Annotated in this window: 16 protein-coding genes; 2 read left to right on the top strand and 14 right to left on the bottom strand. The window is 57.4% G+C overall.

The features are described 5' to 3' along the window. Positions 1-16: 16 nt before the first annotated feature. Positions 17-733 carry a GntR family transcriptional regulator gene (locus IM304_RS16565; RefSeq protein WP_148420807.1) on the top strand — a complete coding sequence of 239 codons (717 nt, stop codon included), beginning with the start codon at positions 17-19 and terminating at the stop codon, positions 731-733. A gap of 85 nt (positions 734-818) precedes the next feature. Here the strand turns inward: IM304_RS16565 and sucD are convergent, their stop codons facing one another. The 8 genes from sucD to sdhC all read right to left on the bottom strand — a co-directional run bounded on the left by sucD (position 819) and on the right by sdhC (position 10,511). Continuing rightward, complete coding sequence (gene sucD, locus IM304_RS16560; RefSeq protein ID WP_006809578.1) at positions 819-1,688, bottom strand: succinate--CoA ligase subunit alpha; 870 nt, start codon at positions 1,686-1,688, stop codon at positions 819-821. Next, the gene (sucC, locus tag IM304_RS16555) at positions 1,688-2,854 is read right to left on the bottom strand and encodes an ADP-forming succinate--CoA ligase subunit beta (RefSeq protein WP_017384968.1); all 1,167 of its coding nucleotides are present in this window, start codon (positions 2,852-2,854) and stop codon (positions 1,688-1,690) included. The genes sucD and sucC overlap by 1 nt, the downstream gene beginning before the upstream one ends. 95 nt (positions 2,855-2,949) lie before the next feature. Continuing rightward, positions 2,950-4,176, bottom strand: a complete 1,227-nt coding sequence (odhB, locus tag IM304_RS16550) for a 2-oxoglutarate dehydrogenase complex dihydrolipoyllysine-residue succinyltransferase (RefSeq protein WP_148420808.1) — start codon at positions 4,174-4,176, stop codon at positions 2,950-2,952. Positions 4,177-4,190: 14 nt separating this feature from the next. Beyond that, the gene (sucA, locus tag IM304_RS16545) at positions 4,191-6,998 is read right to left on the bottom strand and encodes a 2-oxoglutarate dehydrogenase E1 component (protein WP_193356458.1); all 2,808 of its coding nucleotides are present in this window, start codon (positions 6,996-6,998) and stop codon (positions 4,191-4,193) included. A gap of 269 nt (positions 6,999-7,267) precedes the next feature. Beyond that, complete coding sequence (sdhB, locus tag IM304_RS16540; RefSeq protein ID WP_148420810.1) at positions 7,268-7,984, bottom strand: succinate dehydrogenase iron-sulfur subunit SdhB; 717 nt, start codon at positions 7,982-7,984, stop codon at positions 7,268-7,270. A gap of 15 nt (positions 7,985-7,999) precedes the next feature. Continuing rightward, complete coding sequence (sdhA, locus tag IM304_RS16535; RefSeq protein ID WP_014883036.1) at positions 8,000-9,766, bottom strand: succinate dehydrogenase flavoprotein subunit; 1,767 nt, start codon at positions 9,764-9,766, stop codon at positions 8,000-8,002. Further along, positions 9,766-10,113, bottom strand: a complete 348-nt coding sequence (gene sdhD / locus IM304_RS16530; protein WP_010428702.1) for a succinate dehydrogenase membrane anchor subunit — start codon at positions 10,111-10,113, stop codon at positions 9,766-9,768. The genes sdhA and sdhD overlap by 1 nt, the downstream gene beginning before the upstream one ends. Then, positions 10,107-10,511 (bottom strand): succinate dehydrogenase cytochrome b556 subunit, encoded by a 405-nt coding sequence (gene sdhC / locus IM304_RS16525; protein WP_026080740.1) that lies wholly within the window; start codon positions 10,509-10,511, stop codon positions 10,107-10,109. Before sdhC ends, sdhD begins: the two co-directional genes overlap by 7 nt. 639 nt (positions 10,512-11,150) lie before the next feature. Here sdhC and IM304_RS16520 point away from each other — a divergent pair. Further along, positions 11,151-12,434, top strand: a complete 1,284-nt coding sequence (locus IM304_RS16520) for a citrate synthase (RefSeq protein WP_176610874.1) — start codon at positions 11,151-11,153, stop codon at positions 12,432-12,434. An 80-nt stretch (positions 12,435-12,514) separates the two neighbouring features. On the opposite strand, the gene nei is transcribed toward IM304_RS16520, so the two are convergent. The 6 genes from nei to phrB are packed head-to-tail and all read right to left on the bottom strand — an operon-like array spanning position 12,515 to position 17,815. Then, positions 12,515-13,306: an endonuclease VIII gene (nei, locus tag IM304_RS16515; protein WP_148420812.1), complete on the bottom strand. Its 792-nt coding sequence runs from the start codon at positions 13,304-13,306 to the stop codon at positions 12,515-12,517. 18 nt (positions 13,307-13,324) lie between these two features. Then, positions 13,325-14,065, bottom strand: a complete 741-nt coding sequence (pxpA, locus tag IM304_RS16510; RefSeq protein WP_193356459.1) for a 5-oxoprolinase subunit PxpA — start codon at positions 14,063-14,065, stop codon at positions 13,325-13,327. Continuing rightward, the gene (gene pxpC / locus IM304_RS16505; protein WP_148420814.1) at positions 14,052-14,984 is read right to left on the bottom strand and encodes a 5-oxoprolinase subunit PxpC; all 933 of its coding nucleotides are present in this window, start codon (positions 14,982-14,984) and stop codon (positions 14,052-14,054) included. The genes pxpA and pxpC overlap by 14 nt, the downstream gene beginning before the upstream one ends. After that, entirely contained in the window at positions 14,978-15,634 is a 657-nt protein-coding gene (pxpB, locus tag IM304_RS16500) for a 5-oxoprolinase subunit PxpB (protein ID WP_193356460.1), read from the bottom strand. The genes pxpC and pxpB overlap by 7 nt, the downstream gene beginning before the upstream one ends. Positions 15,635-15,648: 14 nt before the next feature. Beyond that, complete coding sequence (locus tag IM304_RS16495) at positions 15,649-16,392, bottom strand: type 2 GTP cyclohydrolase I (protein WP_148420864.1); 744 nt, start codon at positions 16,390-16,392, stop codon at positions 15,649-15,651. Between the two features lie 10 nt (positions 16,393-16,402). Continuing rightward, complete coding sequence (gene phrB / locus IM304_RS16490; protein WP_193356461.1) at positions 16,403-17,815, bottom strand: deoxyribodipyrimidine photo-lyase; 1,413 nt, start codon at positions 17,813-17,815, stop codon at positions 16,403-16,405. Between the last annotated feature and the right edge of the window lie 136 nt (positions 17,816-17,951).

Raw genomic sequence — 17,951 nt, 5'->3', positions numbered from 1 at the left:
AAACAGGCGCGAAAGAATGGGCAATAAACCGAGGTACCGGCAGATCGCCGATGCGTTCCGCGAGAAAATCAATGCCGGTGAGTTAAAGCCAGGCGACGCGCTGCCGACGGAATCCAGCCTGCAGGAGGCGTTTAGCGTCAGCCGGGTCACCGTGCGGCAGGCGCTGAAGCTGCTCGCCGACGAGCAGATCATCGAAAGCATTCAGGGCAGTGGCTCGTATGTAAAAGAGGAGCGGGTGAATTACGACATTTATCAGCTCACCGGCTTTTACGAAAAGCTGGCGGATCGAAACGTCGATACGCACAGCGATGTAAAAATCTTCGAAGTGGTCAAGGCCGATGAGAGGCTCGCTGCAAGGCTGGCAATTAACCAGGATGACAAGGTCTGGCACGTCAAGCGCGTACGCTTCATCAGGGAAAAGCCGGTAAACCTGGAGGAGACATGGATGCCGCTGGCGATGTTCCCCGACCTTACCTGGGAAGTAATGGAAAATTCGAAATACCACTACGTTGAGCAGATCAAAAGGATGGTTATCGATCGCAGCGAGCAGGAGCTGGTTCCGATCATGCCCTCGGACGAGGCGATCGCCGCCCTGGCGCTGGATCCGGCGAAGCCGATTCTGGAAAAGGTCTCTCGTGGGTTCCTGAAAGACGGTCGGGTATTTGAATACAGTCGCAACGTGTTTAATTCTGACGACTACAGGTTCACCCTCGTCGCCAGGCGCAGACAATAAAAAAGGCCGCTTTACAGCGGCCAACCATGTCGAAACGGACATTTTTTTATACTTCAACGCCCCCCTTCCGGGGAGCAGAGAGGACTTACTTAATGATGGATTTCAGCGCTTCACCGATATCCGCCAGGCTGCGAACGGTTTTCACGCCTGCGGCTTCCAGTGCTGCGAATTTCTCATCAGCCGTACCTTTACCGCCGGCGATAATCGCCCCCGCGTGACCCATACGCTTGCCTTTCGGCGCGGTCACGCCCGCGATGTAGCCCACTACCGGCTTGGTCACGTGATCTTTGATGTAAGCAGCCGCTTCTTCTTCCGCGCTACCGCCGATCTCACCGATCATCACGATCGCTTCGGTCTGTGGATCTTCCTGGAACAGCTTCAGGATGTCGATGAAGTTAGAGCCCGGGATCGGGTCACCGCCGATGCCCACGCAGGTGGACTGGCCGAAGCCGTAGTCGGTGGTCTGCTTAACCGCTTCATAGGTCAGGGTACCGGAGCGGGAAACGATGCCCACTTTACCCGGCTTGTGAATGTGGCCCGGCATGATGCCGATTTTGCATTCACCAGGGGTGATAACGCCCGGGCAGTTCGGGCCGATCATGCGCACGCCCGCTTCATCCAGCTTCACCTTCACGGTCAGCATATCCAGCGTCGGGATACCTTCGGTGATGGTGATGATAAGCTTAATGCCTGCGTCGATCGCTTCCAGAATGGAGTCTTTGCAGAACGGAGCCGGAACGTAGATCACGGTCGCGGTAGCGCCGGTTGCTTCTACGGCTTCACGCACGGTGTTGAACACCGGCAGGCCCAGGTGCGTGGTGCCGCCTTTACCTGGCGTCACGCCGCCAACCATCTGCGTACCGTAGGCAATCGCCTGTTCAGAGTGGAAAGTCCCCTGGCTACCGGTGAAGCCCTGGCAGATAACCTTGGTATCTTTATTAATTAAAACGGACATTATTTCCCCTCCACTGCGGCAACAACCTGCTGAGCTGCATCCGTCAGACTTTTCGCTGCAATAATATTCAGGCCGCTGTCAGCCAGTTTTTTCGCGCCGAGTTCAGCGTTGTTCCCTTCCAGACGAACCACTACCGGAACGTTAACGCCCACTTCTTCTACCGCGCCGATGATACCGTCGGCGATCAGGTCGCAACGCACGATACCGCCGAAGATGTTAACCAGAACGGCTTTCACGTTGCTGTCAGAGAGAATGATTTTGAACGCTTCGGTTACGCGCTCTTTGGTTGCGCCACCGCCCACGTCCAGGAAGTTCGCCGGCTCACCGCCGTGCAGCTTAACGATGTCCATGGTGCCCATTGCCAGGCCCGCGCCGTTAACCATGCAGCCGATGTTGCCGTCCAGCGCCACGTAGTTCAGTTCCCACTGTGCAGCCTGCGCTTCACGCGGATCTTCCTGAGACTGATCGCGCATTTCACGCAGATCGGACTGGCGGAACAGCGCGTTGCCGTCAGCGCCCAGCTTGCCGTCCAGGCAGATCAGATCGCCCTGGGTAGTGATCACCAGCGGGTTGATCTCGATCAGCGCCAGGTCGCGCTCCAGGAAGATGGTCGCCAGCCCCATAAAGATCTTGGTGAACTGCTGAACCAGCTTGCCTTCCAGACCCAGCTTGAACGCCAGCTCGCGCCCCTGGTAAGGCATTGGGCCGGCCAGCGGATCGATAGCGACTTTATGGATCAGGTGCGGGGTCTCTTCCGCTACTTTTTCAATTTCCACGCCGCCTTCGGTAGACGCCATGAACACCACGCGACGGGAGCTACGGTCCACCACGGCGCCGAGGTACAGTTCTTTTGCGATGTCGGTCGCAGCTTCAACCAGGATCTGGTTAACCGGCTGGCCGTTCGCATCCGTCTGGTAAGTTACCAGACGCTTGCCGAGCCAATGTTCAGCAAAGGCACGGATCTCTTCTTTGCTCTTAACAACCTTCACACCGCCCGCTTTACCACGGCCACCAGCGTGAACCTGACATTTAACTACCCACGGGCCGGAACCGATTTTAGATGCGGCTTCTTCTGCTTCACGCGGGGTAGTACAGGCATAACCCACCGGAGCCGGTAAGCCATACCGGGCAAACAGCTGTTTGGCCTGATATTCATGTAAGTTCATGTGTTCTATCCATCCTTCAGGGTAATCGTTATCTTCAAACCTGCAGGCCGGCGCAAGGCTTATCCGGCCTACAGGGCAGGTGATGCTAAAAGGGACTAGACGTCCAGCAGCAGACGCGTTGGATCTTCCAGCAGCTCTTTAATCGCTACCAGGAAGCCCACGGACTCGCGGCCGTCGATCAGGCGGTGATCGTAAGAGAGCGCCAGATACATCATTGGCAGGATCTCCACTTTACCGTCTACCGCCATAGGACGATCTTTAATGGCGTGCATACCCAGGATCGCGCTCTGCGGCGGGTTAATGATCGGGGTAGACATCAGCGAGCCGAACACGCCGCCGTTGGTAATGGTGAAGTTACCGCCGGTCAGGTCGTCTACGGTCAGCTTGCCGTCGCGGCCTTTCACGGCCAGCTCTTTGATTTTCTTCTCAATGTCAGCCATGCCCAGGGTGTCCACATCGCGCAGAACCGGGGTCACCAGGCCGCGTGGGGTAGAAACCGCCATGCTGACGTCGAAGTAGTTGTGGTAAACCACGTCATCGCCATCGATAGACGCGTTCACTTCCGGGTAGCGTTTCAGCGCTTCAACCACCGCTTTCACGTAGAAGGACATAAAGCCCAGACGGATACCGTGACGTTTTTCAAACGCGTCACCGTACTGCTTGCGCAGGTCCATGATTGGCTTCATGTTGACTTCGTTAAACGTGGTCAGCATCGCGGTGGAGTTTTTCGCTTCCAGCAGACGCTCGGCCACGCGCTTGCGCAGGCGGGTCATCGGCACGCGTTTTTCGCTACGTGCGCCAAGCTGAGGCTGTGCCGCTGGTGCTGCAGCAGGCGCTTTCGCTTCTGCTTTCGCATCAGAAGGCGCTTTAGCCAGATGCTTGTCGATATCTTCACGCGTCAGGCGGCCGCCTACGCCGGTGCCTTTAATGGCTGCCGGATCGAGGCTGTGCTCGGCCAGCAGGCGACGGATCGCCGGGCTGAGCGCGTCGTTGCTTTGCTCTTCCAGAGAAGCCTGCTGGCGCTGGGCCGGCGTAGACGCCTTCTCTTCAGATTTGGCGCTGGACTCTTTGCCCGCGCTGTTGCCTTCACGCAGGCGACCCAGGATCTGGCGAGAGGTTACGGTCGTACCTTCATCTTCCAGGACCGCATCCAGAATGCCATCCGCTGAAGCCGGTACTTCCAGTACCACTTTGTCAGTTTCGATTTCTACCAGCACTTCGTCGCGGGTTACCGCGTCGCCTGGTTTTTTGTGCCAGGTGGCGACGGTTGCATCTGCTACGGACTCAGGCAGGTCGGGAACAAGAATATCTACGCTACTCATTATGTATCCTTTAATTAATCGACGTTCAGCGCGTCATTGACCAGATCTTGTTGCTGCTTCTGGTGAACGGACATATACCCTACCGCCGGAGAGGCGGAGGCCGGGCGACCTGCATAACGCAGAGCAGACCCAAATGGAATCACTTCACGGAAATGATGCTGGCTGCAATACCACGCGCCCTGGTTGAGCGGCTCTTCCTGGCACCAGACAAAATCATGTACGTGAGCGTACTGTTTCAGCACTTCCTGCATCGCCTGATGCGGGAACGGATAAAGCTGTTCGATACGCACGATGGCGACATCTTTCTGATTGTTCTTACGGCGCTGTTCCAGCAGGTCGTAATAAACCTTACCAGAACACATCACGACACGCTTAACGCCCTGCGGATCCAGTTCGTCAACTTCACCGATGGCCGGCAGGAAGGTGCCGTTTGCCAGCTCTTCCAGGCTGGAGACCGCTAGCGGATGGCGCAGCAGCGATTTCGGCGACATGACCACCAGCGGACGGCGCATACCGCGCAGCGCCTGGCGACGCAGCATGTGGTACACCTGAGCCGGGGTGGACGGCACGCAAACCTGCATGTTCTGCTCGGCGCAGAGCTGCAGATAACGTTCCAGACGCGCGGAGGAGTGCTCCGGTCCCTGCCCTTCATAACCGTGCGGCAGCAGCATCACCAGGCCACACATGCGGCCCCACTTCTGCTCGCCGGAGGAGATGAACTGGTCGATAACCACCTGCGCACCGTTGGCGAAGTCACCGAACTGCGCTTCCCAGATGGTCAGGGTGCGCGGCTCCGCGGTGGCGTAACCGTATTCGAACGCCAGTACCGCTTCTTCAGACAGCACGGAGTCCCAGACCTTGAACTGGCCCTGACCGTTATGCACGTGCTGAAGCGGGGTATAGGTTGAACCGTTAGACTGGTTGTGAACCACCGCGTGACGGTGGAAGAAGGTGCCTCGGCCCGCATCTTCACCGGACAGACGAACCGGAATGCCTTCATCAACCAGCGTTGCATAAGCCAGCGTTTCCGCGCCGCCCCAGTCGAACAGCTTCTCGCCCGCCGCCATCGCCTGGCGATCGCCATAGATTTTGGCCACGCGAGACTGCATCTCGATCGCTTCCGGCACGGTGCTGATGCGCTTAGCCAGCTCCTGCAGGCGCTTCATCTCAACCTTGTTCGGGTAGCTCTCGTCCCACTCGTGGTTGAGGTACGGCGACCAGGTGAAGGAGTGCATGTTCATTGGGCGCAGCTCTTTCACAACGCATTCACCCGCATCCAGCGCGTCGCGGTAGAGGTTGACCATCTCGGTCGCATCTTCCAGCGTCGCCACGTTTTCGCCTTCCAGCTTGTCAGCATAGATTTTGCGCGGCGTCGGGTGTTTTTTGATTTTCTGATACATCAGCGGCTGGGTTGCACTTGGCTCATCCGCTTCGTTGTGGCCGTGGCGGCGGTAGCAGAAGAGGTCAATGAACACATCACGCTTAAAGGTGTTACGGAAGTCCAGCGCCAGACGGGTAACAAAGGCAACGGCTTCCGGGTCATCCGCGTTAACGTGGAAGATTGGCGCCTGAACCATTTTACCGATGTCGGTGCAGTACGGGGTGGAGCGCGCATCCAGCGGGTTCGAGGTGGTGAAGCCCACCTGGTTGTTGATCACGATGCGAACGGTACCGCCCACTTCATAACCACGCGCTTTCGACATGTTCAGGGTTTCCTGAACCACGCCCTGCCCTGTCACCGCCGCATCGCCGTGAATGGTGATTGGCAGCACTTTATTGCTGCTTGGCTCGTCCAGACGATCCAGACGCGCGCGCACGGACCCGATTACCACCGGGCTGACGATTTCGAGGTGTGACGGGTTAAACGCCAGCGCCAGGTGAACCTGGCCGCCCTCGGTTTCGATATCCGACGAGAAGCCCATGTGGTACTTCACGTCACCGGTGCCGAGGTGCTCTTTATGTTTACCCGCAAACTCGTCAAACAAATCCTGCGGTTTTTTACCCAGCACGTTAACCAGCACGTTCAGACGGCCACGGTGCGCCATGCCCAGCACCACTTCGCGCGTGCCGCTCTTACCGGCATGACGAATCAGCTCTTTCAGCATCGGGACTAACGCATCGCCGCCTTCCAGCGAGAAGCGTTTTGCGCCCGGGAATTTCGCGCCCAGATAGCGCTCAAGGCCTTCTGCTGCGGTCAGTTCGCTCAGGAAACGTTTTTTCTCGTCTGCTGAGAAATTCGCGTGGCCCGCCACGGATTCGATACGCTGTTGGATCCAGCGTTTCTCTTCGGTGGAGGTAATGTGCATATATTCCGCGCCGATGGAGCCGCAGTAGGTTTGCTTGAGCGCATCAATCAGATCGCCCAGCTTCATCGTGTCTTTACCGATGGCAAAAGAACCTACGTTAAAGCTTTCCTGGAAATCGGCCTCGGTCAGATCGTGATAGGCCGGATCGAGATCCGCCACACGTTCCTGCTGCCACAGTCCCAGCGGATCGAGATTCGCATGCTGGTGACCGCGGAAGCGATAAGCGTTGATAAGCTGCAGGACTTTAACCTGCTTCGCATTGGTGTCAGGGTCGGAAATCGCAGAAGAGTAACGTGAGGCATCCTTCGCCAGACGACGGAAATAATCACGTGTTTTGGAATGGAATTGATCCGGTTTGACCCCTGTACCAGGCAACTGCTGGAACATGGAACGCCAGTTTGCGTCCACTGAGTCAGGATCGGTTAAGAAGTCTTCATAGAGCTGTTCTATCCAGCTCTGGTTAGAACCAGAGAGGTAAGAAGAGTCCAGCCAGGCTTTCATTGCGCCGTTCTGCATCGTGATCCCTTAAGCATTTTTATGCTTACTTTCGCCGTAGAAACTACCACGCACACCACGTGTACGTGCCGGGGTTCACCTGCGAGCTCTTTTACTTTGGCCCGCGAAGGAACCTTTAGAAACTGTCTTAAGGGTTTCCCCTCACCCCGACCCTCTCCCACAGGGAGAGGGGGAAGGTCGTCGGCAGTTTTTAAAGATTTCCTGCAATCTGTTCCCTCTCCCTGTGGGAGAGGGTTAGGGTGAGGGGAACACCGCTCCCCTCTCACTACTTACGCACTGCGCTGCAGCAGCATCGACTTAATATGGCCGATGGCGCGCGTCGGGTTCAGCCCTTTAGGACACACACTGACGCAGTTCATGATGCTATGGCAGCGGAATACGCTGAAAGCGTCACTTAGCCCTTCCAGGCGATTATCGGTTTCGGTATCGCGGCTGTCGATCAGGAAGCGATAGGCAGCCAGCAGACCCGCAGGGCCGATAAACTTGTCCGGGTTCCACCAGAATGACGGACACGACGTTGAACAACATGCACAGAGAATACACTCGTACAGCCCATCGAGTTTTTCACGCTGCTCGGGAGACTGTAAGTGCTCGCGAGCGGGTGGATTTTGCCCATTATTCAATAAGTAAGGCTTAATCTTCTCATATTGTGCATAGAATTGTCCCATGTCCACCACCAAATCACGCACGACAGGCAGCCCGGGCAGAGGACGGATAACAATTTTCTGACCTGGACGGTTTAGCGCTGAAATTGGCGTGATGCAGGCCAGGCCATTTTTGCCGTTCATGTTCACACCGTCGGAGCCACACACCCCTTCACGGCAGGAGCGGCGGAACGACAGGGTAGGATCTTTTTCCTTCAGCTGGATCAAGGCGTCCAGCAGCATCATGTCACGACCTTCTTCCGCTTCCAGGGTGTAGTCCTGCATACGCGGAGCGTCATCAACATCCGGGTTATAACGATAAACTGAGAATTCGAGTTTCATTATCCTGTCTCCGCATTAGTAAGTACGAATCTTCGGCGGGAACGCCGGACGCAGTTTCGGTTCCATGTTGACGCTACGACGCGTCATGGATTCCGACTCTGGCAGATACAGGGAATGGCACAGCCAGTTTTCGTCATCACGATCCGGGAAGTCGAAGCGGCTATGCGCGCCGCGGCTTTCGGTACGGAAGTTTGCCGACATCGCGGTCGCGAACGCGGTTTCCATCAGGTTATCCAGCTCCAGGCACTCAACGCGCTGGGTGTTGAACTCGCTGGAGGTGTCGTCCAGACGGGCATTTTTAAGACGCTCGCGGATCGCTTTCAGCTGCTCCAGGCCTTTAGCCATAGCGTCACCTTCACGGAATACCGAGAAGTTGTGCTGCATGCATTCCTGCAGCGCTTTACGAATTTCCACCGGATCTTCGCCGTTACGGTTGCCGTTCCAGCGGTTGAGGCGCTCAAGAGAGGCATCAATTTCGTCGTCGGTCGCGTCACGCAGCGCGCCCTGCTCGGCGATCGATTCCTGCAGATGCAGGCCCACCGCACGGCCAAACACCACCAGGTCCAGCAGGGAGTTGCCGCCCAGACGGTTTGCACCGTGAACGGATACGCAGGCAATTTCGCCTACCGCGAACAGGCCAGGGATGACCACGTCTTCGCCCTGCTCGTTCACGGTCAGCGCCTGACCGGTCACTTTGGTCGGAATACCGCCCATCATGTAGTGGCAGGTTGGGATAACCGGAATCGGCTCTTTTACCGGGTCGACGTGGGCGAAGGTACGGGACAGCTCCAGAATGCCCGGCAGGCGGGATTCCAGCACCTCTTTACCCAGGTGGTCGAGCTTCAGCTTCGCGTGCGGACCCCATGGGCCATCGCAGCCGCGGCCTTCGCGGATTTCGATCATGATGGAACGCGCCACCACGTCGCGACCCGCCAGGTCTTTCGCGTTCGGGGCATAACGCTCCATGAAGCGCTCGCCGTGTTTGTTCAGCAGGTAGCCGCCTTCACCGCGGCAGCCTTCCGTGACCAGCACGCCCGCACCGGCGATACCGGTTGGGTGGAACTGCCACATCTCCATATCCTGCACCGGCACGCCGGCGCGGATTGCCATACCCACGCCGTCACCGGTGTTGATGTGGGCGTTGGTGGTGGACTGGTAAATACGGCCCGCGCCGCCGGTCGCCAGCACGGTTGCGCGGGCTTTGAAGTAGACTACCTCGCCGGTTTCAATGCACAGTGCGGTACAGCCCACCACTGCGCCATCGGCGTTTTTCACCAGATCCAGCGCATACCACTCGGAGAAGATGGTGGTGTGGTTTTTCAGGTTCTGCTGATACAGCGTGTGCAGCAGCGCGTGACCGGTACGGTCAGCCGCCGCCGCGGTGCGTGCCGCCTGCTCGCCGCCGAAGTTTTTCGACTGGCCGCCAAACGGACGCTGATAGATGGTGCCGTTTTCCAGGCGGGAGAACGGCAGGCCCATGTGGTCCAGCTCCAGAATCGCTTCCGGGCCGGTTTTACACATGTATTCGATGGCATCCTGGTCGCCGATGTAATCGGAACCTTTTACCGTATCGTACATGTGCCATTCCCAGTTATCTTCATGGGAGTTACCCAGCGCAACGGTGATACCGCCCTGCGCGGACACAGTGTGGGAACGGGTCGGGAAGACTTTTGAGAGCAGCGCACAGGTCTGGCCGCTCTGGGAAATTTGCAGTGCGGCGCGCATACCTGCGCCACCCGCACCAATCACAACAGCATCAAATTCTCTGACTGGCAGTTTCATTACACACCCCACACCACAACAAATCCATAAATGACGTAAACCACCAGAGCAACAACAATAACAAGCTGAAGCGGAAGGCGAATCGCCAGCGGTTTAACGTAATCGGTCAACACCTGCCACATGCCAATCCAGGCATGAATAAGGATGGAGAACAGCGCCAGCAGGGTGAACACTTTGGTGAAGGCCGATCCGAAGAAACCACTCCAGATTTCCCACGTCAGCGTCCCGCTGGTCGCGAAGAAACCGATCATATAGATGATGTAAAGCGTGAGGACGATCGCGGTAGCGCGGACCAGAATGAAGTCATGTACGCCGTTGCGTCCTAATGCGGAGGCGTTGCTTACCATACGAGAACTCCTGCGAGAAGTGAAAGCACGACAGTGATCACAAATGAAATGTTAGCGGTACGTTTTCCGGCCTCGAACGTCTCTTCCAGATAGCCAAAGTCCATCAGCATATGGCGAACGCCGCCAACAACGTGATAGGCCAGCGCGGTGAGAATGCCCCACATGATGAATTTCACGAAGAAGCTGTTCATGATGGCTGAGGCCTGGAGGAATCCTTCAGGGGATGAGAGGCTGGTTCCCAGTAACCACAGCAAAATACCGACCGCCACAAACGTAATCACACCTGAAACACGGTGCAGAATGGACGCTATTGCTGTTACAGGGAATCGGATCGTTTTGAGATCCAGATTGACAGGTCTTTGTTTTTTCACATTTCTTATCATGAATAACGCCCACATGCTGTTCTTATTGTTTCCTTCCTCCGGACTGCGATGCGGGTCAGACAGCGTTCCTTTTCTATAACTGCGCGTCATGCAAAACATTGCTTCCAAATGCTAAAACGACACGTTACAACGCTGGGTGGCTCGGGATTGCAGGGTGTTCCGGAGACCTGGCGGCAGTATAGGCCGTTCACAAAATCATTACAATTAACCTACATACAGTTTGTTGGGTTTTCTCTGGAACAGTGATCGGGGTCACGATAACAACATCTTTTTAATTTTTAATCATCTGATTTGACAAATGTTAAACAATATTGTTACAAACGTCATTAGAAAAGGCATATAATGCGCAAAAGTTATGAGGTCTTACTTTCACCTGACAAATAGTTATGTAACAGTGTGATGGTATTGACCGAAGTTATCAGGACAGTTATTAGTGATATACAGGTTTGAATAATTCGGACTGCAAAAACGCTGATTTGCTGTTGTTTCACTGATATTTCATTCGTTTACCTGCAAGGCGCCATAGCTCTGTACCCTGGTTTCTCCTCGTGAGCTGAGCGGTAAGCCAAATAACAATCTGGTAACGGTGATTAACAGCTGAATGCAAATCCGGTGAAAAGCAGTCTTAAGCATAAGGCGCTAAGGAGACCGTAAATGGCTGATACAAAGGCAAAACTCACCCTAAATGGTGATGATGCTATTGAACTGGATGTGCTAAAAGGCACGCTCGGTCAGGATGTTATTGATATCCGTACGCTGGGTTCTAAAGGGGTATTCACCTTTGACCCTGGATTCACCTCCACCGCATCTTGCGAATCCAAAATCACCTACATTGACGGTGACGAAGGTATCCTGCTCCATCGCGGCTTCCCCATCGATCAGTTAGCCACCGAATCCAACTATCTGGAAGTGTGCTACATCCTGCTGAACGGCGAAAAGCCGACCCAGGCTGAATACGATGAATTCAAAACCACCGTGACCCGTCACACCATGATCCATGAGCAGATTACCCGTCTGTTCCATGCGTTTCGTCGTGACTCTCACCCGATGGCGGTCATGTGCGGTATTACCGGTGCGCTGGCGGCGTTCTACCACGATTCTCTGGACGTGAATAACCCGCGTCATCGTGATATCGCGGCGTTCCGTCTGCTGTCCAAAATGCCTACCATGGCGGCGATGTGCTACAAATACTCCATCGGCCAGCCGTTTGTTTATCCGCGCAATGACCTCTCCTACGCCGGTAACTTCCTGCGCATGATGTTCTCCACGCCGTGCGAAGAGTACGAAGTGAATCCGGTGCTGGAACGCGCAATGGACCGTATTCTGATCCTGCACGCTGACCACGAACAGAACGCGTCCACCTCTACCGTCCGTACCGCTGGCTCTTCAGGCGCGAACCCGTTCGCCTGTATTGCGGCGGGTATCGCCTCCCTGTGGGGACCGGCGCACGGCGGCGCGAACGAAGCGGCGCTGAAGATGCTGGAAGAGATCAGCTCCGTTGAGCACATTCCGGAATTCGTGCGTCGCGCGAAAGACAAGAATGACTCCTTCCGCCTGATGGGCTTTGGTCACCGCGTTTACAAAAACTACGACCCACGCGCAACCGTCATGCGCGAGACCTGCCACGAAGTGCTGAAAGAGCTGGGCACCAAAGATGACCTGCTGGAAGTGGCGATGGAGCTGGAGCACATCGCGCTGAACGACCCGTACTTCATCGAGAAGAAACTCTACCCGAACGTCGATTTCTACTCCGGTATCATCCTGAAAGCGATGGGCATTCCGTCCTCCATGTTCACCGTGATCTTCGCTATGGCACGTACCGTAGGCTGGATTGCGCACTGGAACGAAATGCACAGCGAAGGCATGAAAATCGCCCGTCCTCGTCAGCTGTATACCGGCTACGAGCAGCGCGACTTCAAGTCTGATATTAAGCGCTAACAGAAGCTGGGTAAGGCCCTCTCCCACAGGGTGAGGGTGAAAACATTAAAAACGGTAACCTACGGGTTACCGTTTTACTTTTATCTCTGGCAGTGCGGGCACCAGTAAAAGGGCCTCGACGAGAGCATCATCCTGTCGATAATCCCGCCGCATCGCTCACACTTTTTTCCCGCCCGATGAAACACCTTAAAGCGGAACAGCGCCCCGTGATGCCTGTTCTCATCCACCACGCCGCGCGTGCTGTAGGATAAGCGCGGAATATCGAGCAGCGCGTGGGACAGCGCGTCCAGCTGTTCATCGCTCAGCTGAGAGGCTTTACGCTGCGGCGCAAGCCCCACGCTCCAGAGGATTTCCACCCGCAGATAGTTGCCTAACCCGGCCAGGAACGCCTGGTCGAGCAGCAGCCCGGAAAATTGCCGGTTGCGGAACTTAGGGGATAACAGCCGGGCTTTAACGTCGCTCGCCGTCAGGCGCATGTCCAGCACGTCCGGCCCGACCCGCTGCAGGAACGGGTGCGTCAGCAGCTGCTCCGGCGTTAACATTTCGATATCCGACGCGCTGTAAAGCAGGATTGCTTTATCCGCCGTTTGCAGCCTGACGCGCAGCACGCGGGTGGTTTGCGGCTGCTCGTCTGCCTCCACCACGCGCCAGACGCCGTAAAGCTGATTGTGGCTGTATAACGTCAGGTTATGGGAAAAGTGGGTCAGCAACGCTTTGCCGCGCGTTTCAATATGGGTCACCGTCTGCCCCACCAGCTGTGATTCGTACGGCTTCAGTTGAGGAAAGGCAAACCAGGCTTTTGTCAGGGTTTTGCCCTTTATCGCCGCCTCCAGGCTATCCGCCGCGCGGCGGATCTCCGGACCTTCTGGCATAGTATTGTCCTTACATAATTATTCTGCGCTGACGAGAATGCCCTCTTCCGAGAACGCCGCCCGCAGGCGTCGCGCAAACCGGAGCGCATGCTCGCCGTCGCCGTGTAAACACACCGTATCGGCCTGAACGCTTGCCGCTGTGCCATCTACGGCGATGACCCGCCCGGCGCGCACCATCTCCAGGGTCTGCGCCAGGGCTTTATCTTCGTCGGTAATCAGCGCGCCGGCCTGCGCACGCGGCACCAGGCTGCCATCCGGCTGGTATCCCCGGTCGGCAAATACTTCCTGCCGGGTGGTTAACCCCAGACGCGCACCGGCGCGGATCAGTTCGCTGCCCGCCAGGCCCACCAGAATCAGCTGCGGATTGTAGTCCCGCACCGCGCGGGCGATGGCGTCCGCCAGCGCCGGATCCTTCGCCGCCTGGTTATAGAGCATGCCGTGCGGTTTCACGTGGCGCATCACGCCCCTCTCCGCGCGCACAATCGCGTCCAGCGCACCGGTCTGATAGAGCATTTGCGCGTACACCGTCTCAGGCGGCAGATCCATCGCCGTGCGGCCAAAGTTTTCCCGGTCGGGAAAGCTGGGGTGAGCCCCAATCGCGACGCCGTTTTTAACGGCGGTACGCACGCTCTCCAGCATGGTCTGCGCGTCCCCCGCATGAAAACCGCAGGCGATGTTGACCGAGGAGACCAGCGTCATCAGCGCCGCATCGGCGCTGCTGCCCTCCCCCAGGTCGGCGTTCAGGTCAATCTTTACCATCGAGCCTCCACGCCAGCTGTTCGAGATAACGCTGCCGATCCTGTCGCGCCTTCAGCGCCTCCTCCAGCGAACACTGCACAAAATGAATCGGCTGGCCGAGAGGGATTTGCGCCAGATGGTAGCGATCCGCCTCAATGATGCAGGCAATGCGCGGATAACCGCCGGTGGTTTGCGCGTCGTTCATCAGCACAATAGGCTGACCGTTGCCCGGCACCTGGATCACGCCCGGCAACAGCCCGTGGGAAAGCAGCTCCCGATCGGTCGTGCGGGTTAACGGCTGCCCCTGAAGGCGATACCCCATGCGGTTACTCTGCGGGCTGATCTTCCACGGCGAGCGCCAGAAAGACTCCTTTGAGGCCTCATCGAACTCATGATATTCCGGCCCCGGCAGGGCGCGGATCAGGTTCCCCCACAGCAGCTGCTTCACGCCCTGCGTGGTGGTGAAATGGCGCGCTGATGGCTTAATCGCCAGGCGATCGCCGTCGCGCAGCAGCCGTCCTTCATGCCCGCCCATTCCCGCTTTCTGGTCGGTACTTGCTGAGCCCAGCACCTCAGGCACGTCGATGCCTCCCGCCACCGCAAGGTAGCTGCGCACGCCGTGCAGAGGGCGTTTAAGCGTCAGACGCTGCCCGGCCTTCGCCCGCAGGCGCCAGCCGGTCCACACCGCTTTGCCGTCCAGCGTCGCGTCACAGCCCGCACCGGTTAAGGCAAACCAGGTTTCCTGACCAAACTCAATCACGCACTGGCCCAGCGTAATTTCTAACGCCGCCGTGCTGCCGGCGTTGCCTACCAGCAGGTTGGCAATCTCCAGCGACGGGCGGTCAAGCGCACCGCAGTAGCTCACGCCCGACTGACGCAGGCCAAAGCGCCCGGCATCCTGAACGGAGGTGTAAAGCCCGGCGCGAATAAGCGTTAACATACTCCCTCCTTCTGCGGGATAAAGCGCAGGGTGTCACCCGGACGCAGAAGTATTGGCGCGTCCTGGCCGGGTTCAAATAACGGCGTGGACGTGTGCCCGATAAGCTGCCAGCCTCCCGGCGAGGCGAGCGGATAAATTCCCGTCTGTTCGCCGCCAATCGCCACCGTGCCCGCCGGTACGCTCAGGCGCGGCTCCGCGCGGCGCGGGGTATGCAGCTGAGGTGACAGCCCGCCAAGATACGGAAAGCCCGGCTGAAAACCCAAAAACCAGACGACATAATCGACGGCGCTATGCAGCTCCACAACCTGCTTTTCCGTAAGCCCACAGTATTCAGCCACCACGCCCAGGTCGGGGCCGCCCTTGCCGCCATAGACGACCGGGATCTCAATCGTCCGCGACTCCGGCTCCAGCGCCTCGCTCTCCTCCCACCAGCGCTGCAGACGCTCAATCGCATCCAGCGCCCCCGCGTGCGGGTTACGCAGCACCACGGTGATATTATTCATGCCCGGAATAGCTTCAACCACGCCGGGCAGATCGGGCAGACGCTGAGCCAGCCGCCAGATACGCTTTTGCGTGGCAAGCGTTACGGGAGGCTCAAGCTCCAGAACTACCGCGGTTTCACCCAGAAGATAACAACGCGCTCGCTGCACTTAACTACCTCTCATCAGGCCGGATTAGGGATATCAATAAAGGTCACATCCAGATCGGTATTTTCCGTCAGCCACTCGCTGAGGGCACGGATGCCGCCGCGCTCGGTGGCGTGATGGCCTGCCGCGTAAAAGTGCAGACCCTGTTCACGCGCAGAATGAATAGTCTGCTCGGAAACCTCGCCGGTAATGAAGGCGTCGACGCCGAATCGCGCCGCGCTATCAATAAAGCCCTGACCGCCGCCGGTGCACCAGGCCACGCGCTTCACGGTATCCGGCCCGGTATCGCCGCACCACAGCGGACGACGCCCCAGGCGCGCTTCGATCCATGAGGCCAGCTCCAGCCCCGGTACCGGCATTGACAGCTCGCCCCACGGAACCAGCGGCTCAATTTCGCCCATGACCGTAATGCCCAGCAGCTGTGCCAGCTGGACGTTATTGCCCAGTTCAGGGTGCGCATCCAGCGGCAGATGGTAACCGTACAGGTTGATGTCGTTCGCCAGCAGCGTTTTGAGGCGGTTGCGCTTCATGCCGCGAATTACGGGCGATTCGTTTTTCCAGAAATAGCCATGATGGACTATCACCGCGTCGGCTTCCTGACGCACCGCCTCGTCCAGCAGCGCCTGGCTTGCCGTCACGCCGGTGATGATTTTCTGCACCGTTTCGCGACCTTCCACCTGCATCCCGTTCGGGCCGTAGTCGCTAAAGGAGGCGGCGTTGAGTTTTTCGTTAATCAGGCGTTCCAGTTCACTGTTTTTCATCATCACTCTCTCAAGCTTTTCGGGCGGCTTCGTACGCCGCCAGCGTGGCGACGCGTGCCTGTTTATGGTCGACAACGGGACGGGGATAATCCAGGGTAACCCGCTGTTTATCCGCCCATGTCCAGGGGTCATGAATAGCTTTGGCGGGGACATCCTTCAGCTCAGGCAGCCAGCGGCGGATAAACGCGCCGTCAGCATCAAATCGCTGTCCCTGCGTGGTCGGGTTAAAGATCCGGAAATAAGGAGCCGCGTCCGTTCCGGTGGAGGCCGCCCACTGCCAGCCGCCGTTATTCGCCGCCAGATCGCCATCGATGAGCTGAGAAATAAAATAGCGCTCTCCGATTCGCCAGTCGATAAGCAGATCCTTCACCAGGAAGCTGGCGGTTATCATGCGTAGACGGTTATGCATCCACCCGGTTTCATTCATCTGCCGCATAGCTGCATCAACAATCGGATAGCCGGTGCGTCCGCTCTGCCACGCCTTCAGCAGCTTTTCATTGGACTGCCACCTTACGTTATCGGTCCAACGAATGAAGGGACGATGTTTACATAACTCAGGATGATACGTCATCAGGTGGCGATAAAACTCGCGCCAGATCAGCTCGTTCAGCCATACTGCGCCCGCGCCACCGTCCAGCGCCCGGGGCTGTTCCGCCAGCAGCCGATGCAAGCACTGGCGCGGGGAGAGCGCGCCCAGCGCTAAACAGGCCGACAGGCGGCTGGTGCCTTCAATCGCCGGAAAATCCCGGCGCGCCTCGTATTCAGCCGCGCCCTGTTTGCAGAAGTCGCGCAGCTGGGCAATAGCCGCTTTCTCGCTGGAGGGAAATAACGCGTCATCGAACGTCTGGCGGGGGTAATTCAGGCTGATTTCCGCCGGATCCGCTATCGTTTCTCCTCGCCCGGCAGGCGCGGGCACGCACTCGGGCAGCCCTTCCTTCAGGCGTTTGATAAAGGCATTTTTAAACGGCGTGAAAACTTTATACATCTCGTGATTGCCGGTCATTACGCTGCCCGGCGCGAGCATCACGCTGTCATCAAATCCTTCACAGACAACGCCCGCAAGGTTTTTTTCCAGCTGTCGGTCGCGCTGCTGCTCGTTAAATTCGTACTGGTAGTTGTAAAAAAGATGCGTTACCGCGTGCTGCCTACAGATGGCCTGCACCGTCTGAAGCTGCCCGGCAAAATCGTTCACCTCTTTGTAGATCAGCGGAATGCCTTTTTCGGCCAGCGAACGCTGCACATCGTTCAGGTACGCGTTGAGTAAAGCCGCCTGCCGGGGCGCCATATCGTGCTGACGCCACTGTTCAGGGGTGGCGATAAACAGGGCCAGCACCTTAGCGTCCCTGGCGCGGCAGGCGGCCGCGAGAGCGATGTTGTCGTGAATGCGTAAATCCGCGCGAAACCAAACCAGATGGGTGGGCATAAAACTCCTGGCAATTGTCCATTATGTCCGTAAGGGCATGCCGTAAAAGGAAAAAGGCACGCATTGAACTACTTTGCCATGAAGTGTAGACGGGATGAAATAAAAAAGGCCGCCCGAGGCGGCCTTAACGCTACTT

The organism is Enterobacter cloacae complex sp. P40C2 (genome assembly GCF_014930695.1).
In the GTDB taxonomy this organism is placed as follows: domain Bacteria; phylum Pseudomonadota; class Gammaproteobacteria; order Enterobacterales; family Enterobacteriaceae; genus Enterobacter; species Enterobacter pasteurii.
This window is presented reverse-complemented; position numbering and strand designations above follow the sequence as displayed.

Bases quoted from the DNA above. Each gene is read 5' to 3' on its own strand.
- pxpA (WP_193356459.1), bottom strand. From the start codon at position 14,065: ATGGTAAAGATTGACCTGAACGCCGACCTGGGGGAGGGCAGCAGCGCC.
- sucD (WP_006809578.1), bottom strand. From the start codon at position 1,688: ATGTCCGTTTTAATTAATAAAGATACCAAGGTTATCTGCCAGGGCTTC.
- IM304_RS16520 (WP_176610874.1), top strand. From the start codon at position 11,151: ATGGCTGATACAAAGGCAAAACTCACCCTAAATGGTGATGATGCTATT.
- pxpC (WP_148420814.1), bottom strand. From the start codon at position 14,984: ATGTTAACGCTTATTCGCGCCGGGCTTTACACCTCCGTTCAGGATGCC.
- nei (WP_148420812.1), bottom strand. From the start codon at position 13,306: ATGCCAGAAGGTCCGGAGATCCGCCGCGCGGCGGATAGCCTGGAGGCG.
- sdhC (WP_026080740.1), bottom strand. From the start codon at position 10,511: ATGTGGGCGTTATTCATGATAAGAAATGTGAAAAAACAAAGACCTGTC.
- sdhA (WP_014883036.1), bottom strand. From the start codon at position 9,766: ATGAAACTGCCAGTCAGAGAATTTGATGCTGTTGTGATTGGTGCGGGT.
- sdhB (WP_148420810.1), bottom strand. From the start codon at position 7,984: ATGAAACTCGAATTCTCAGTTTATCGTTATAACCCGGATGTTGATGAC.
- sucA (WP_193356458.1), bottom strand. From the start codon at position 6,998: ATGCAGAACGGCGCAATGAAAGCCTGGCTGGACTCTTCTTACCTCTCT.
- IM304_RS16565 (WP_148420807.1), top strand. From the start codon at position 17: ATGGGCAATAAACCGAGGTACCGGCAGATCGCCGATGCGTTCCGCGAG.
- odhB (WP_148420808.1), bottom strand. From the start codon at position 4,176: ATGAGTAGCGTAGATATTCTTGTTCCCGACCTGCCTGAGTCCGTAGCA.
- phrB (WP_193356461.1), bottom strand. From the start codon at position 17,815: ATGCCCACCCATCTGGTTTGGTTTCGCGCGGATTTACGCATTCACGAC.
- IM304_RS16495 (WP_148420864.1), bottom strand. From the start codon at position 16,392: ATGAAAAACAGTGAACTGGAACGCCTGATTAACGAAAAACTCAACGCC.
- sucC (WP_017384968.1), bottom strand. From the start codon at position 2,854: ATGAACTTACATGAATATCAGGCCAAACAGCTGTTTGCCCGGTATGGC.
- sdhD (WP_010428702.1), bottom strand. From the start codon at position 10,113: ATGGTAAGCAACGCCTCCGCATTAGGACGCAACGGCGTACATGACTTC.